General features: G+C 55.6%; 16 protein-coding genes. 7 read left to right on the forward strand and 9 right to left on the reverse strand.

The window, feature by feature from the left end:
- Positions 1–231, reverse strand: a complete 231-nt coding sequence (chaB, locus tag LZU96_RS11890) for a putative cation transport regulator ChaB (RefSeq protein ID WP_233984529.1) — start codon at positions 229–231, stop codon at positions 1–3.
- 370 nt (positions 232–601) lie between these two features.
- Here chaB and chaA point away from each other — a divergent pair, with 370 nt between their 5' ends.
- Positions 602–1,693, forward strand: a complete 1,092-nt coding sequence (chaA, locus tag LZU96_RS11895; protein WP_233984530.1) for a sodium-potassium/proton antiporter ChaA — start codon at positions 602–604, stop codon at positions 1,691–1,693.
- 64 nt (positions 1,694–1,757) lie between these two features.
- Here chaA and kdsA read toward each other — a convergent pair whose 3' ends face one another.
- Genes kdsA through hemA form a run of 6 tightly spaced genes read right to left on the reverse strand, consistent with a single transcriptional unit; the run spans position 1,758 to position 7,079 of the window.
- Entirely contained in the window at positions 1,758–2,612 is an 855-nt protein-coding gene (kdsA, locus tag LZU96_RS11900; RefSeq protein ID WP_233984531.1) for a 3-deoxy-8-phosphooctulonate synthase, read from the reverse strand.
- 25 nt (positions 2,613–2,637) lie between these two features.
- Positions 2,638–3,447: an invasion regulator SirB1 gene (gene sirB1 / locus LZU96_RS11905; protein ID WP_094121771.1), complete on the reverse strand. Its 810-nt coding sequence runs from the start codon at positions 3,445–3,447 to the stop codon at positions 2,638–2,640.
- A 1-nt stretch (position 3,448) separates the two neighbouring features.
- Positions 3,449–3,841 (reverse strand): SirB2 family protein, encoded by a 393-nt coding sequence (locus LZU96_RS11910; protein WP_233984532.1) that lies wholly within the window; start codon positions 3,839–3,841, stop codon positions 3,449–3,451.
- Between the two features lie 23 nt (positions 3,842–3,864).
- Positions 3,865–4,698 (reverse strand): peptide chain release factor N(5)-glutamine methyltransferase, encoded by an 834-nt coding sequence (gene prmC / locus LZU96_RS11915; protein ID WP_233984533.1) that lies wholly within the window; start codon positions 4,696–4,698, stop codon positions 3,865–3,867.
- Positions 4,698–5,780, reverse strand: coding sequence for a peptide chain release factor 1 (gene prfA, locus LZU96_RS11920; RefSeq protein WP_233984534.1), 1,083 nt, complete (start codon positions 5,778–5,780; stop codon positions 4,698–4,700). Before prfA ends, prmC begins: the two co-directional genes overlap by 1 nt.
- A 42-nt stretch (positions 5,781–5,822) precedes the next feature.
- On the reverse strand, positions 5,823–7,079 hold the full coding sequence (gene hemA, locus LZU96_RS11925) for a glutamyl-tRNA reductase (RefSeq protein WP_233984535.1): 1,257 nt from the start codon (positions 7,077–7,079) through the stop codon (positions 5,823–5,825).
- A gap of 216 nt (positions 7,080–7,295) precedes the next feature.
- Between hemA and lolB the strand changes: the two genes are divergently transcribed.
- The 4 genes from lolB to LZU96_RS11945 all read left to right on the forward strand — a co-directional run bounded on the left by lolB (position 7,296) and on the right by LZU96_RS11945 (position 11,222).
- Positions 7,296–7,919, forward strand: coding sequence for a lipoprotein insertase outer membrane protein LolB (lolB, locus tag LZU96_RS11930; RefSeq protein WP_094121776.1), 624 nt, complete (start codon positions 7,296–7,298; stop codon positions 7,917–7,919).
- Positions 7,916–8,773: a 4-(cytidine 5'-diphospho)-2-C-methyl-D-erythritol kinase gene (ispE, locus tag LZU96_RS11935; protein WP_233984536.1), complete on the forward strand. Its 858-nt coding sequence runs from the start codon at positions 7,916–7,918 to the stop codon at positions 8,771–8,773. The genes lolB and ispE overlap by 4 nt, the downstream gene beginning before the upstream one ends.
- Positions 8,774–8,909: 136 nt before the next feature.
- The gene (prs, locus tag LZU96_RS11940; protein WP_006118899.1) at positions 8,910–9,857 is read left to right on the forward strand and encodes a ribose-phosphate diphosphokinase; all 948 of its coding nucleotides are present in this window, start codon (positions 8,910–8,912) and stop codon (positions 9,855–9,857) included.
- A 213-nt stretch (positions 9,858–10,070) separates the two neighbouring features.
- Positions 10,071–11,222, forward strand: a complete 1,152-nt coding sequence (locus LZU96_RS11945) for a GGDEF domain-containing protein (RefSeq protein WP_233988191.1) — start codon at positions 10,071–10,073, stop codon at positions 11,220–11,222.
- On the opposite strand, the gene ychH is transcribed toward LZU96_RS11945, so the two are convergent.
- Complete coding sequence (gene ychH, locus LZU96_RS11950) at positions 11,219–11,494, reverse strand: stress-induced protein YchH (protein ID WP_031375314.1); 276 nt, start codon at positions 11,492–11,494, stop codon at positions 11,219–11,221. The two genes, LZU96_RS11945 and ychH, sit on opposite strands and share 4 nt — an antisense overlap.
- A gap of 260 nt (positions 11,495–11,754) precedes the next feature.
- Between ychH and pth the strand changes: the two genes are divergently transcribed.
- Complete coding sequence (pth, locus tag LZU96_RS11955) at positions 11,755–12,342, forward strand: aminoacyl-tRNA hydrolase (protein WP_233984537.1); 588 nt, start codon at positions 11,755–11,757, stop codon at positions 12,340–12,342.
- 108 nt (positions 12,343–12,450) lie between these two features.
- On the forward strand, positions 12,451–13,542 hold the full coding sequence (gene ychF, locus LZU96_RS11960; RefSeq protein WP_031375312.1) for a redox-regulated ATPase YchF: 1,092 nt from the start codon (positions 12,451–12,453) through the stop codon (positions 13,540–13,542).
- Between the two features lie 326 nt (positions 13,543–13,868).
- On the opposite strand, the gene LZU96_RS11965 is transcribed toward ychF, so the two are convergent.
- Entirely contained in the window at positions 13,869–15,242 is a 1,374-nt protein-coding gene (locus tag LZU96_RS11965; protein WP_233984538.1) for a VasL domain-containing protein, read from the reverse strand.
- Position 15,243 lies beyond the last annotated feature (1 nt).

Genomic DNA, 15,243 nt, shown 5'->3' on the forward strand with positions numbered 1-15,243 from the left:
TTAACGTTTAGGATGCCATTTATCATCATCCCCTTTTTCATACTCTTTCTTTACCGCCGACCAGGCAACTTTATGCGCCACCTCTTCGCGGGACTCATCACCACGACGATCGTCGGCGTCTTTATACTGTGACCAGGCGCTGTTGAATGCCTGCTGATAGATATCCTGCGCATGGGCTGGCAGTACGTGTCTGACGCTGTCGGGTAGATCGTTTCGGTTATCGTAAGGCATGTTTGCTCCTCGCTTTACAGGGTAATATTAAGTCTGGCCCAGCAGCGGAAAATTACAAATGCCGATTTATGCCAGGCTCAGATTAAAAATCGATTATCGGCACTGTAAATGCAGTTATCTGAGACTTTTTATCCGACTATCACGATGAAAGGATGGGTTTCGGATTTTTATTGTTAACTGATTAATAATGAAATATTGATGATAATATCTGGTTAAGAGGCTTACGTTCATTTATTGAGAATAAGTAAAAAGCAGTAAATTTTCCCCGTTGAGTCAGCTGAAAAGATAAACTGCGCCCTGCCCTAAAACTGATTATATTTTAACAGCAGCAGCCGCTGCCCTTATGATCATTAACCAGAGAGGATGGTGAATGCCTTCACATGAAAAAACACGTCACAAGGAATTCTCGCTGATATTTCCCATCGTTACGCTGGGTGTACTCTACTTTTTTGGCGCACAAACCTCGTTCCCGATCGTCGTCGGTATCAACATTCTGGCCCTGATTGCCATTCTTAGCAGCGCGTTCAGCGTAGTGCGGCACGCAGACGTGCTGGCACACCGGCTGGGTGAGCCTTACGGATCGCTGATTCTGAGTTTATCGGTGGTAATCCTTGAGGTGAGTCTGATCTCGGCGCTGATGGCGACCGGCGATGCCGCGCCTGGCCTGATGCGTGACACGCTCTACTCGATTGTCATGATCGTGACCGGTGGGCTGGTAGGCTTTGCCCTGCTGCTTGGCGGTAATAAGTTTGCAACGCAATACGTTAATCTGGCGGGCGTGAAGCAATATCTGATCGCTATCTTCCCGCTGGCGATTCTGGTGCTGGTCTTTCCCAACGCCCTGCCCGGCGGCAACTTTTCCACCGCGCAGGCGCTGCTGATCGCGGCAATTTCAGCGGCGATGTATGGCGTTTTCCTGCTGATCCAGACCCGGACTCACCAAAGCCTGTTTATCTATGAACATGAAGATGAGAGTGACGATGGCGATCCGCATCACGGCAAACCCTCGGCCCACAGCAGCATCTGGCATACCGTCTGGCTGATTGTGCATCTGATTGCGGTGATCGCCGTGACCAAAATGAATGCCAATACGCTGGAAAGTTTGCTGACCGAAATGAATGCGCCGGCACAGTTCACCGGTTTCCTGGTGGCGCTGCTGATCCTCTCGCCTGAAGGCCTGGGCGCGATCAAAGCGGTGCTGATGAACCAGGTGCAGCGCGCCATGAACCTGTTCTTTGGTTCCGTGCTGGCCACCATCTCGTTAACCGTCCCGGCGGTGACTATCATTGCCACTCTGACCGGCCAGGAGTTGATCTTTGGCCTGGAGCCGCCACAGATGGTCATTATGATGGCGTCGCTGATCCTGTGTCAGCTCTCCTTCTCTACCGGCCGCACCAACGTGCTGAACGGTGCAGCGCACCTGGCGTTGTTTGCCGGTTACCTGGTCACCATCATGCTGTAACAACCCTTTTCGCAGACGAAAAAAAAGAGCGATTTCTCGCTCTTTTTTTCGTTGCGGCCGTTACTTACTTGCTGGTATCGAGATCCGGGAAGCTCTTGACCAGATCGTCAATCGCCTTCATCTGCATCAGGAACGGCTCCAGTTTGTCCAGCGGCAGCGCAGAAGGACCATCACACAAGGCGTGATCCGGGTCCGGATGTGCTTCAATGAACAGGCCGGCAATGCCCACCGCCATACCGGCACGCGCCAGTTCAGCCACCTGCGCACGACGTCCGCCAGACGCGGCGCCAAACGGGTCGCGGGTCTGCAGCGCATGAGTCACGTCGAAAATCACCGGGCTATTTTTGGTCACTTTCTTCATCACGTTGAAGCCAAGCATGTCGACCACCAGATTGTCATAACCGAAGTTGCTGCCGCGGTCGCACAGGATCACCTGCTCGTTACCACCTTCAGCAAACTTATCCACGATGTTGCCCATCTGGCCAGGGCTGACGAACTGCGGCTTCTTAACGTTAATTACCGCACCGGTTTTCGCCATCGCTTCCACCAGGTCCGTCTGACGCGCCAGGAAAGCGGGCAACTGGATAACGTCAACCACATCGGCCACCGGCTGCGCCTGCGATGCTTCATGGACGTCAGTGATGATTTTCACGCCGAAAGCCTGCTTCAGCTCCTGGAAAATCTTCATGCCTTCTTCCAGGCCCGGACCGCGATAGGAGTGAATAGATGAACGGTTAGCTTTATCAAACGACGCTTTGAACACGTAAGGAATGCCGAGTTTGTCAGTCACTTTTACATAGTGTTCGCAGATGCGCATTGCCAGGTCGCGCGACTCCAGCACGTTCATCCCGCCGAACAGCACAAACGGCAGATCGTTTGCTACTCTGATGTCACCAATACTCACGACTTTCTGTGTCATGCCCTTTCCTTTTCAGTGGGTACGCTTAGTGCAGCGTGACCTGTTTTTGTTCGATTGCGTGAATCTGAACTTTGATCATTTCGCTGACCGGGTCCTCAGGACACTGCTCAACGAAGTACGTTAAATCATTCAGCGCGATATGTTCGCATTCCAGCTGCGCATAGATCAAACCGCGATCGCGGATTTCATAGGGATCGTCCGGATCGATACGTAACAGCACCTGGCTGACGTTCAGCGCCAGCTCCATCTGCTTCTCTTCCATCAGGGCGGCTTTCAGCGTATCGAGCATTTTACGCATCACGGTGACGGTTTTGGCTTCATCAAGATCGTCATCATACAGCCGCGCGGTCGGACTGATGTTGCCCTTGAGCCACACTTCCAGCGTATGGGTATCCAGGGTTTCGCCATTGAACGGATTGATCAGCCATTTTTCGCCATCAATCCAGTCGGCACGCAGTATCAGCTGGGTTGGGAAGATCACCGGCATCAGCGGCAACTCCAGCTCAGCCGCAATATGCAGCAGAATAACGCCCAGCGAGACGGCGGTGCCCTGCCGGGTTTTCAGTACGTTGTCAATCCAGAGCGCATCAGAAAGGTTATATACCCCGCTGGCGCCGCCAAAACCCCACTGGCGATAGAACAGCTCCAGCAATTTTTCGAGTTGCAGATCCGCATCTTCGGCGTGGCTGACATAGTCACGCGCTTCGGCCACCAGGGCCGCAAGTTGTGCTTCCACCGACACGGCCGGGAAATCGGCGCGGATGGCAAGCGTAGCGCCAATCACCGCTTCACATAACGGTGTCTGGCTAAAATCTAATTGTTCGGTAGAGGTCATGCTATCCCCACAACGGCATTTTGCTCAGCGCCAGCTTAATGACCAGCACCAGTGCGATTAACGCCACCAGAAACGCAATCCAGCGGGTACGGTCAGTGCGTGGTCGGCGGCTCAATGCCACAAATCCTAAGGCGATGTAGATAATAACCCCTAATAGCTTCTCAGTCAGCCAGCTTCCTTGCGGAGTGAAGGGATAGAAGTGCGTAATCATCACCAGTGAGACACCGGTCAACAGTAACAGGGTGTCGTTAGCGTGAGGCAGAATGCGCACCCAGCGCCGCGACAGCATCGCTGACCCGCTGCGCAGCCAGTAAAAACGCAGAACAAACATAAAAATGGTGATCGCCACCGTTAACAGGTGAACATTTTTGATCAGAGGGTACCAGGCGTACATGGTGCGTCCTTGTCAGTCCGTTTTCAGGTTGAAGATTGTCCCAGGGTGACACGAGGATTGCCACCGTAATCATTGACGGTTTCTACCGCGCGATAGCCTTGCTGGCGCATCTGTTCACGCACCGCATCGCCCTGCTGCCAGCCATGCTCCAGCAGCAGCCAGCCGCCGGGTTGCAGCCAGTCAGGCGACTGCTCTATCAGCGTGCGTAAATCTGCCAGACCGGCGTCAGCCGCCACCAGCGCGCTGCGCGGCTCAAACCGCACGTCGCCCTGTTCCAGGTGGTGATCGCAGGCATCAATATAGGGAGGATTGCTGACGATAAGGTCAAATCGCTGCGGGGCGAGCTGCTGAAACCAGTGGCTAAGCAGGAAACGGGCATGGGTAAGGTTGAGCCGCTGCGCATTACTGCGCGCCAGTTCCACCGCTTCGGCGATACGATCCACCCCGGTGACCTGGCAGTCAGGCCGTTCGCTGGCCAGCGCCAGTGCAATCGCGCCGGTGCCGGTACCCAGATCAAGAATGGTGGCGGGAGACGCGGGCAGATGTGCCAGCGCCTGCTCAACCAGCAGCTCAGTGTCCGGTCGCGGGATCAGCGTGGCGTCCGTGACGCGCAGCGGCAGCGACCAGAATTCACGTTCGCCAACCAGATGCGCCACCGGTTCACCGCGTGCGCGACGGCTCAGCAAGGCATCAAGCTGGCTCAGCTGCTCCTCACTCAGCACGGTGTCATCAAAAGCGATCAGCCAGCTGCGCGATTTACCGGTCACAAAACTTAGCAGAATTTCAGCATCGCGCTTTGGACTCTCGCCGCCGCGCAAGGTCGCAACGGCCTGTTTCAGCCAGTGGCGAATCTCCATCAATCCTGTCCAGCCAGCGCCGCCAGCTGATCCGCCTGATATTCCTGCACGATCGGCTCAATCAGGCTGTCGATTTTGCCTTCCATGGTTTCATCCAGACGGTAAAGCGTCAGGTTGATGCGATGGTCGGTGACGCGGCCCTGCGGGAAGTTGTAGGTGCGGATACGGTCGGAGCGGTCACCGCTGCCCAGCAGGTTACGACGGGTGCTGGCTTCAGCGGCGTGACGACGGGCCATTTCAGCGGCGTGGATACGCGCGCCCAGCACCGCCAGCGCTTTGGCTTTGTTTTTATGCTGCGAACGTTCGTCCTGACACTCCACCACAATGCCGGTCGGCAGGTGAGTAATACGGATGGCTGAGTCGGTGGTGTTAACGTGCTGACCGCCGGCGCCCGATGAGCGGAAGGTATCGATCTTCAGATCGCCGGCGTTGATCTCCGGCAGTTCCGCTTCAGGAATTTCCGGCATCACCGCCACGGTGCAGGCGGAGGTATGGATTCGGCCCTGTGATTCGGTTTCAGGCACGCGCTGAACCCGGTGTCCGCCCGATTCAAACTTCAGGCGACCATAGGCACCGTCGCCCGTGACCCTGGCGATCACCTCTTTGTAACCGCCATGTTCGCCTTCGTTGGCGCTGACGATCTCTACCCGCCAGCGGCGCGCTTCAGCATAGCGGCTGTACATGCGGAACAGATCACCGGCGAAAATCGCCGCTTCATCACCGCCGGTCCCGGCGCGCACTTCAATGAAGCAGGCGCGTTCATCATCGGGATCTTTCGGCAGCAACAGCACCTGCAACTGCTGCTCCAGCACTTCACTCTGCTCACGCGCCGCCTGCAGCTCTTCCTGCGCCATGTCGCGCATTTCAGGATCGTCGAGCATCTGCTGCGCGGTTTCGATATCTTCCTGCACCTGCTGCCAGTCGCGGAAGCAACGGGTCACATCGGTCAGCTGGGCATATTCGCGTGACAGCGCACGGAAACGCTCCTGATCGGCGATCACGCCAGCATCGCCCAGCATCGCTTCCACTTCTTCGTGGCGCTCCTGCAGGGCTTCCAGTTTGGCAACTATAGAGGTTTTCATTTAAATATGGGATTCCCGTAACAGGTGGCAGCAGCCTGGTGCCTACTCGAGACCCAGGCTGTCGCGTAAAATCTGCAGGCGTTCATTATCGCCGTCGCGGGCGGCCTGCTGAAGCGATTTGGTTGGTGCGTGAATTAAACGGTTGGTCAGCTTGTGTGCCAGTTCCTGCATCACTTTTTGTGGGTCGGCACCCTGTTGCAGCGCCTGCAGCGCGCGGCCTTCCAGCTCAGCACGGATCTCGTCCGCCTGAGAGCGGTATTCACGAATGGTGTTGACCGCGCCCTGAGAACGCAGCCACGCCATAAATTCGCCGCTCTCCTGCACCACGATGCTCTCGGCCTGCACTGCCGCGGCTTTGCGCTGCGCCAGATTCTGCTCGATAATCGCCTGCAGGTCATCGACGCTATAGAGATAGGCATTCGGCAGCTTGCCCACTTCCGGCTCGACATCGCGCGGAACGGCGATATCCACCAGCAGCATCGGCTTATTACGACGTGCCTTCAGCGCGCGCTCCATCATGCCTTTGCCAATAATCGGCAACGGACTGGCGGTGGAAGAGATGATAATGTCAGCTTCGGCCAGGCGGGCATCAATCTCCGCCAGGCTGATGACATCGGCCCCGACTTCGTTCGCCAGGGTTTCCGCCCGCTCGCGAGTGCGGTTAGCGATGATGAGTTTTTTGACCTGATGCTCGCGCAGATGGCGCGCCACCAGCTCAATGGTTTCACCGGCACCGACCAGCAGCACGTTGACGGAAGAGAGCGATTCAAAAATCTGACGCGCCAGGGTACAGGCGGCAAACGCCACCGAGACGGCATTGGCACCGATATCAGTTTCGGTCCGCACCCGCTTGGCGACAGAGAAGGTTTTCTGGAACATGCGTTCCAGTTCGCTGCTCAGCGCCTGGCCGCGCGAGGAGTCGGCAAAGGCTTTCTTCACCTGGCCGAGAATCTGCGGTTCACCCAGCACCAGCGAATCGAGCCCGCTGGCGACACGCATCAGGTGGCTGACCGCCTCGTTATCCTGATGCCAGTAAAGGCTGTTGCGTACGTCTTCTTCATCGAGCTGATGATAGTCGCATAACCAGCGTACCAGACGCGCCTGCAAATCAGCCTGCTGCTCTACACTGAGGTAGAGTTCGGTCCGGTTACAGGTCGACAGCACCACGCCGCTCTGCACCATTGGCTGTGATAACAGGCTGTTCAGCGCCTGCTCAAGCGTCTCCGGCCCGAACGAGACACGTTCGCGCAGAGCAATGGGGGCAGTTTTGTGATTGATTCCGAGAGCGAGCAGCGTCATGGTGGTTTCGGTTGGGATGTCCCAATAATGTCAGGGTTTTGTGAGGCGCATTCTACAAGATGCGACAGATCAAGAAAAGCCATACAAAGCCTATGACTGTAATAAGATTAACCTGATCGTGCTCAATTTGCTGCATAACAGCATTGACGGCTTAAATACGGATGGTTAGCGTTATCCGTTACGAATTATAAACGTGTCTGAGGAGATGACCACTTGATGCTTTATTCACCACGCACTCTGTTGCGCATTTTGCCCCTTGCCAGCGTATTGCTGGCTGCCTGTAGCGTGAACAAACCGCAAGGTCCGGGCCCCAGCGTAACTGCGCCACAGTGGCAACAGCATCAGCAGGCAGTATCGAAAGTCACGCATTATCAGACGCGCGGCGCTTTTGCTTACCTTTCTGACAAGCAAAAAGTCTACGCACGCTTTAACTGGCAGCAGACCGCGCCCGATCGTTATCGCCTGTTGCTGACCAATCCGCTCGGCAGCACCGAGTTGCAGCTGGATGCCCAGGGTACAGTGGTGCAGATCGTTGACAACAAAGGCAAACGCTACGTCAGCAACGACGCGCAGAAGATGATTTCGCAGCTGACCGGGATGAACATTCCGCTGGCTAACCTGCGTCAGTGGATGATGGGTCTGCCAGGCGAAGCCACCGACTATCAGCTTAATGAGAACTACCAGCTGCGCAGCCTGAACTACAGCCGTGATGGCCAGAGCTGGCAGGTGTCGATTGCCGGTTACGACAGCAAAGTGACGCCGCCGCTGCCCGCCAGTCTGGAGCTGAAAGAAGGCGATCAGCGGATTAAACTGCGTATGGACAGCTGGACCGTTCAATGATCACCTACTGGCCATCACCGGCAAAACTGAACCTTTTTCTCTACATCACCGGCCGTCGTCCCGACGGCTATCACAACCTGCAGACGCTGTTTCAGTTTCTCGATTATGGCGACAGGTTGCAGATTACGGTCGATCAGAGCGATCGCATCCAGCTGCTGACGCCGGTCGCAGGCGTGGCCGAGGCGGATAACCTGATCGTCCGGGCGGCCGAACGCTTAAAACAGGCGGCACAGGCGAAGCAGACGCTGCCCGCCCAGGCTGGCGCGCAGATTGCCATTGAGAAGCGTTTGCCGATGGGTGGTGGTCTCGGCGGCGGCTCATCCAACGCGGCAACCGTGCTGGTGGCGCTCAATCATCTGTGGCAAACCGGCCTGACGCCGGATGAGCTGGCGGCCATTGGCGTGCAGCTCGGTGCCGACGTTCCGGTGTTCGTAAAAGGCTTCGCCGCCTTTGCTCAGGGTGTCGGTGAACAACTTCAGCCCGCAGAGCCGGAAGAAAAGTGGTATCTTGTCGCCCATCCCGGCGTGAGTATCAGCACCCCGGCAGTCTTCAACGACCCCGCGCTGACGCGAGACACGCCGGTGCGCAGTTTAGCGACGCTTTTATCCTCACCCTTCGCTAATGATTGTGAAGCAGTGGTAAGAAAACGTTTTCGCGAGGTTGAAGAGCTTGTTTCCTGGCTGCTAGAATACGCGCCGTCGCGCCTGACTGGCACTGGCGCTTGTGTGTTTGCTGAATTTGACACCGAGTCTGCTGCTCGTCAGGTGCTGGAACTTGCCCCGAATGGGGTGCGCGGATTTGTAGCCCGAGGCGTAAATGTTTCGCCGCTACAGCGTGCCCTGCGAGGCGATTAGCGAATGCGTGACAGTGTCACCCCGTTCCAGACACTGCACGTTTCGCATCAACACACCCGTGTGAACGCCCATGACCGTATTCGCCGGTTACTGTCGTGCCGTTCATTCTCTGGACGCAAAGCCTGAGGTTCTTCTCGTGCCTGATATGAAGCTATTTGCTGGTAACGCCACCCCGGAACTAGCACAACGTATTGCCAACCGCCTTTACACCAGTCTGGGAGACGCCGCCGTTGGTCGTTTCAGTGACGGTGAAGTGAGCGTACAGATTAACGAAAATGTACGCGGTGGTGATATTTTCATCATCCAGTCCACCTGTGCTCCCACCAACGATAATCTGATGGAACTGGTTGTGATGGTCGACGCGCTGCGTCGTGCTTCTGCTGGTCGTATTACCGCAGTCATCCCCTACTTTGGTTATGCCCGTCAGGATCGCCGCGTGCGCTCCGCGCGTGTACCTATTACCGCTAAAGTAGTGGCAGACTTCCTTTCCAGCGTCGGTGTTGACCGTGTTCTGACGGTTGACCTGCACGCCGAGCAGATCCAGGGCTTCTTCGACGTCCCGGTTGATAACGTATTTGGCAGCCCGATTCTGCTGGAAGACATGCTGCAGATTGGTCTGGAAAACCCGATTGTTGTTTCTCCCGATATTGGTGGCGTAGTACGTGCCCGTGCTATCGCTAAACTGCTGAACGACACCGATATGGCAATCATCGATAAACGCCGCCCGCGCGCGAACGTTTCTCAGGTGATGCACATTATTGGTGACGTTGCTGGCCGCGACTGCGTGCTGGTCGACGACATGATCGACACCGGCGGCACGCTGTGTAAAGCGGCTGAAGCGTTGAAAGAGCGCGGTGCGAAGCGCGTATTTGCTTACGCAACGCACCCGATCTTCTCAGGCAACGCGGTTGAAAACCTGCGTAAGTCGGTGATCGACCAGGTGATTGTCTGCGATACCATTCCGCTGTCTGAAGAGATGAAGTCACTGCCGAATGTGCGCACCCTGACTTTGTCTGGCATGCTGGCTGAAGCGATTCGCCGCATCAGTAACGAAGAGTCAATCTCGGCGATGTTCGAGCATTAATCTTCGCGAAACCGGGCTTCATGCCCGGTTTTTTTCATGTGTGCGACGGCCCGATTAACTCGCTGCCTTTAGTGCTATTCCCGCGATAAATTTCCCCGAAATCGATTATTTTCAACGCCACCCACTCTTTTAGTAAAACGCCGCATTCCTCACTTCTGCCCCAGACGGTTAAGTGATAATTTGCTGCGCACTTTTCATCACAACGCCACCACTATGACTCTGGATATCTATACGCTATTTATTTGTGAGCTCTACGTGTTGGGTTTTTTAAGCATCATCATGGTTTTTGCCTGGATGGGATCGCAATACGATCGCGTGCTGGGTTTTACCTGTCTGTCGCTTGTTTTTACCCTGGTGGCGGTGTTTTTTAGCAGTTTACGCAGCAGCGGAATGCAGTTTCTGCCGGTTGCCGCCGGCAATGTGCTGGTGATGCTGGCCTATGGCGGCTTACTCAATGCCTTTCGCTTATTCTGCGGTAAAAAGATCGGCACCGGCTGGCTGCTGGGCGCACTGCTCTGGGCGATCCTCTGCTGTTTTCCAGCGTTCTACTACAGCTTACCCAAGCGGGTGCTGGTGCTGTGCATCGCCTGTGTTGCATACACGGCGGCGCTGATCCAGTTGTTATGGCTGGCCCGTGATTCGCTGAAAGTCACCTTCTGGCCCGCGCAGCTGCTGCTGTGGATCCATCTGCTGTTTCATCTGGCGCGGATGCTGCTGGACAAGGCGATACCGACCCGCCTGCACGGTGCGATTGGCGGGTCTGACTTTTCGGTTTATGTGATTCTGGAATCGATTCTGTTTGTCATCGGCCTGACCTTCACCATTCTGGCGATGGTCAATGAGCGCACCCAGATCGCCTACAAATACGCCTCACTGCACGATCCGCTGACCAGCGTCTGGAACCGGCGGGCGCTGTTCCTTGAGGCGGAGAAAATCGTGGCGCGCTGCCATCGGCAGAACCGCCCGTTTACTGCGGTGCTGTTCGATCTCGATCACATTAAAAGCGTCAATGACCGTTATGGACACCATCAGGGCGACCAGATTTTGATCGACTTTTGCCAGTTAGTAACCGGACTGATCCCGGTAGAAGGACGTTTTGCCCGACTGGGCGGTGAGGAGTTTGCAGCGATTATTCCGGCCGGTGCAGAGGAAGCACAGGCCTGGTGTGAAGCGATTCGTTTGGCGACCAGTCAGTCACAACCCAGCTCCGTAGACTATACGGTCAGCATTGGATTTGCCACAGCGACCCATCGCCAGCACCGCTTTGAGGATTTACTGGCGCTGGCCGATGAGGCGCTTTATCGCGCCAAAGCCAGCGGCAGAAATCGTACTGAACAGCAACCGATATCGGCAGCCATCCGTTAGTGATGGGTGTGATGAGACCGACGGCAGCGTTTGTCGTAATGACGCAGCCAGTAATAACGATCTTCCACTTTTTCACGACCGCTGACGCGTGCGCCGACCAGCCACAGCAACGCGCCGATAAAAATACTGAACATCGCACCGTGCGCCAGAAACTGTGGCAGATGAAGCGACGGTAACTGGTTGATAATTGAATAGCCAACACCCAGTACCATTGTGAGTAATCCCAGTACCATCAAACTATTACCCGCGACGCGACAATGTTGATGTTTCATGTTGCACCTCCATCCTTATGAGCCGATTAAAACCGCACACAATGTTAAGTTGCCATAAGTTTAGGCAATGGCTGACGGCAACGTTGCGGGCCGGATCACACAACCGCCATAAACTTGTGACTGGATCTGATTGCAGCTTATTGATTTAGATGAAAAATGATTAATCACCGTTCTGAATCACTTTAACGGTATGCGCTTTGTCATCTCGCCTGCGGCGAAGTAAACTAACGCCCTTTGGCAATAACAGCAGGATATTCATTGTGAGCAGCATTAAACTGATTGTGGGTCTTGCCAATCCCGGCGCTGAATATGCCGCCACGCGCCATAATGCCGGTGCCTGGTATCTGGATTTACTGGCTGAGCGCCACAATCAGTCACTGAAAGAGGAAGGTAAATTCTTCGGCTATACCGCCCGTCTGGCGATCGCCGGAGAAGATGTGCGCTTGCTGGTGCCGACCACTTTTATGAACCTGAGCGGCAAAGCGGTGGCCGCAATGGCGACCTTCTATCGCATTGCACCGGAAGAGATTCTGGTGGCCCACGATGAACTCGACTTGCCGCCAGGCGTAGCGAAGTTTAAGCAAGGCGGCGGGCATGGTGGCCATAATGGGCTGAAGGACATCATCAGTAAGCTAGGCAACAACAATAACTTCCACCGTCTGCGCATCGGCATCGGTCATCCGGGCGATCGCAATAAGGTAACCGGATTTGTGCTGGGCAAACCGCCCGCCAGTGAGCAGAAACTGATTGATGACGCCATTGATGAAGCGGTGCGCTGCACCGAACTGTGGCTGAAAGAAGATCGCATCAAGGCGATGAACCGGCTGCACGCTTTCAAGCCTGCTTAATCGCCCGAATCGTCGCGATTCTGTGTATAATGCGCGAAAATTTTCATTTCGTCTCCGACAGTGCGCCGCCGGGCGGGCTGTCCATCCAGTTATAAAGGGTATCAAACCATGGGATTCAAATGCGGTATCGTCGGCCTGCCGAACGTCGGTAAATCCACGCTGTTTAACGCGCTGACTAAAGCGGGTATCGAAGCGGCTAACTTCCCCTTCTGCACCATTGAGCCCAACACTGGCGTGGTGCCGATGCCTGACCTGCGTCTCGATCAGCTGTCTGAGATTGTTAAACCGCAGCGCGTGGTGCCTACGACCATGGAATTCGTCGACATCGCTGGCCTGGTAAAAGGCGCGTCAAAAGGTGAAGGACTGGGTAACCAGTTCCTGACCAACATCCGTGAAACCGAAGCGATCGGTCACGTGGTGCGCTGCTTTGAGAACGACAACATCATTCACGTTGCGGGCAAAGTAAACCCGGCTGAAGATATTGACGTCATCAACACCGAACTGGCGCTCTCCGATCTCGATACCTGCGAACGTGCGATTCAGCGCGTGCAGAAGAAAGCCAAAGGCGGCGATAAAGACGCGAAAGCCGAACTGGCTGCGCTGGAGAAGTGCCTGCCGCATCTCTCTGAAGCCGGTATGCTGCGTTCGCTGGATCTGGATGCTGATGAGAAAGCGGCAATTCGCTATCTGAGCTTCCTGACGCTGAAGCCGACCATGTACATCGCTAACGTCAATGAAGACGGTTTTGAGAACAACCCTTACCTTGATCAGGTGCGTGCCATCGCCGAAGCGGAAGGTTCCGTGGTGGTGCCGGTGTGTGCTGCGGTGGAATCAGATATCGCTGAGCTGGAAGATGAAGATCGTGATGAGTTCATGGCGGAACTGGGACTGGAAGAGCCAGGCCTGAACCGTGTGATCCGTGCCGGTTACTCCCTGCTGAACCTGCAGACTTACTTCACCGCAGGCGTGAAAGAAGTGCGTGCCTGGACCATCCCGGTAGGCGCTACGGCTCCTCAGGCAGCCGGTAAAATCCATACCGACTTCGAGAAAGGCTTCATCCGTGCACAGACCATCGCCTTTGAAGACTTTATCGCTTATAAAGGCGAGCAAGGCGCGAAAGAAGCCGGCAAGATGCGTTCTGAAGGGAAAGAGTACATCGTCAAAGATGGCGACGTGATGAACTTCCTGTTTAACGTCTGATTGGTTTCTGTTGTCACATGGGGTTTCACTGAACCTGATGCAGCGCAACATACCCGATAAAATCCACGCCATGGCGTGGATTTTTGTTTTCAGAAGCTATGGAGCACCCTTTGAAAGGGGGCGATGAAGTGCTGGCTGCCATCTGCTGCACTTTAACTCAGCCTGGTAACGGGTTAAGGGATCTGCCGGAAGATCAATCTGTTGTTTTCAGATCATAGCGGGCAGCGGTATCGCACTGATGGCATCAACACTGCTGACCGGCGCGGCCAGCTGTGTTGTAAGCGGAAGCGATCATTGCTGAATCCACTCATCAGCGGAAAGCGAGATCAGAATGAAGCTGCCGTGGTCTCTTTTTCTTTCTCCTTCATCAGCGCATAGGCCTGTGCACGCAGATGCTGCCCGGCTTGCTCGATCTGCTGCTGCCTGGCAGGTGAATCATCTGGTAGCTGACGAATGAGCCGCAACTGTTCCTCTACGGGTATCGTCTGCCGAAAATGCGTCATCATGCTGAAGACCGCTGATTTAAGCTCGCTGACCGTCAGATATCTGCCTCGCTTTTCATCCAGAGCATTTAATTTGTCCGCCAGAGTCTGCAATTCCGTCATGCCCTGATGCCATCCATTCATCGTATCGGCAGGTAAAGCCGCGGCGTTAACCTGCTGCTGCCACTGTTGTGTCAGTTGACGCGATTTTTCCGGCCACAGCACCTGAGCCTGTTTCATCAGCTGACGGCTGTAATCCGTTGCCCAGTCCGGCGGTAACTGGCTGAGACGGGTAAGCTGCTGCTGTGTCGCGGTAAATAGCGCGTCAGAGAGCGGGCCCTGCTGACGAAGCGCCTCCAGCTGCATCGGTGAGAGTACCGAAGGTAACGCTGACAGTGATGAAGCAAGTGGTGTCTGCAGCGGGTCCGGACGCTGAAAAAGGTTCCAGCTCCACAGCGCGACGCTGGCTAGCACCAGCATGGCCAACATTCCCAGCGCAAACGGCTGCCATAACGTTGCAGCAGCAGGCGGCGGGAGCTGCGGGTTCGTCGCAGGCTGGGGTTCCGGCGGCACCAGATAAATCCATTTCACCTCATTGGCCGACCGGGTCGTTTCTGGTGAGGGAGCCACTGAAATCCCGGTGCTGGTAAGGACTACCTCAGAATCATTTTCAACGACTGGCGCCGCGGCGCTGTCACTCCTCTCCAGCCTGACGGCACTATGGTGTATCAGGCTGAGCAAAGCATTCAGCGGGCTCAAAGGGGTAAGCTCCCGTCGCTGTAGCGCGCTTATCAGACGAGTCAGCTGCTGCTCAGCAAGATTGAGCGCGCTGTAGTCGCTGTCGCTGGGCGAGAAGGTGCGCAGCAGCTGTTGCATCCGCTGACTGAGGCTGCACAGAATTTCCATCCTTACCGCCACAGGCTGCGGCCAGAGCGCGTCCCACTGATGGGTGATCAGGGTTTCCAGTAACGACAGGCCTTCATTCAAGCCGGAAAGTCCGGCCAGATGCGTACGCGCCAGCGTATACCAGGCCGCCGACTGCAACTCCACGCCATTCTGCTCAAACAATGCATCACAGCGTTTTTCGACAGACTGCCAGTTCACATCGGGACGGGCCGGATGCGAGAGTTTAGCCAGTTCATTGCGCAGTGCGGCGTAATCAGGAAGCCTGCGCGGATCGCTGCCGGTTTTTACCCGGCGGTCAGAGAAATTGGTCATG

The sequence above is a fragment of the Pantoea agglomerans genome, from assembly GCF_021397715.1.
Lineage (GTDB): Bacteria > Pseudomonadota > Gammaproteobacteria > Enterobacterales > Enterobacteriaceae > Pantoea > Pantoea astica.

Bases quoted from the DNA above. Each gene is read 5' to 3' on its own strand.
- chaB (WP_233984529.1), bottom strand. From the start codon at position 231: ATGCCTTACGATAACCGAAACGATCTACCCGACAGCGTCAGACACGTA.
- chaA (WP_233984530.1), top strand. From the start codon at position 602: ATGCCTTCACATGAAAAAACACGTCACAAGGAATTCTCGCTGATATTT.
- kdsA (WP_233984531.1), bottom strand. From the start codon at position 2,612: ATGACACAGAAAGTCGTGAGTATTGGTGACATCAGAGTAGCAAACGAT.
- sirB1 (WP_094121771.1), bottom strand. From the start codon at position 3,447: ATGACCTCTACCGAACAATTAGATTTTAGCCAGACACCGTTATGTGAA.
- LZU96_RS11910 (WP_233984532.1), bottom strand. From the start codon at position 3,841: ATGTACGCCTGGTACCCTCTGATCAAAAATGTTCACCTGTTAACGGTG.
- prmC (WP_233984533.1), bottom strand. From the start codon at position 4,698: ATGGAGATTCGCCACTGGCTGAAACAGGCCGTTGCGACCTTGCGCGGC.
- prfA (WP_233984534.1), bottom strand. From the start codon at position 5,780: ATGAAAACCTCTATAGTTGCCAAACTGGAAGCCCTGCAGGAGCGCCAC.
- hemA (WP_233984535.1), bottom strand. From the start codon at position 7,079: ATGACGCTGCTCGCTCTCGGAATCAATCACAAAACTGCCCCCATTGCT.
- lolB (WP_094121776.1), top strand. From the start codon at position 7,296: ATGCTTTATTCACCACGCACTCTGTTGCGCATTTTGCCCCTTGCCAGC.
- ispE (WP_233984536.1), top strand. From the start codon at position 7,916: ATGATCACCTACTGGCCATCACCGGCAAAACTGAACCTTTTTCTCTAC.
- LZU96_RS11945 (WP_233988191.1), top strand. From the start codon at position 10,071: ATGACTCTGGATATCTATACGCTATTTATTTGTGAGCTCTACGTGTTG.
- ychH (WP_031375314.1), bottom strand. From the start codon at position 11,494: ATGAAACATCAACATTGTCGCGTCGCGGGTAATAGTTTGATGGTACTG.
- ychF (WP_031375312.1), top strand. From the start codon at position 12,451: ATGGGATTCAAATGCGGTATCGTCGGCCTGCCGAACGTCGGTAAATCC.
- LZU96_RS11965 (WP_233984538.1), bottom strand. From the start codon at position 15,242: ATGACCAATTTCTCTGACCGCCGGGTAAAAACCGGCAGCGATCCGCGC.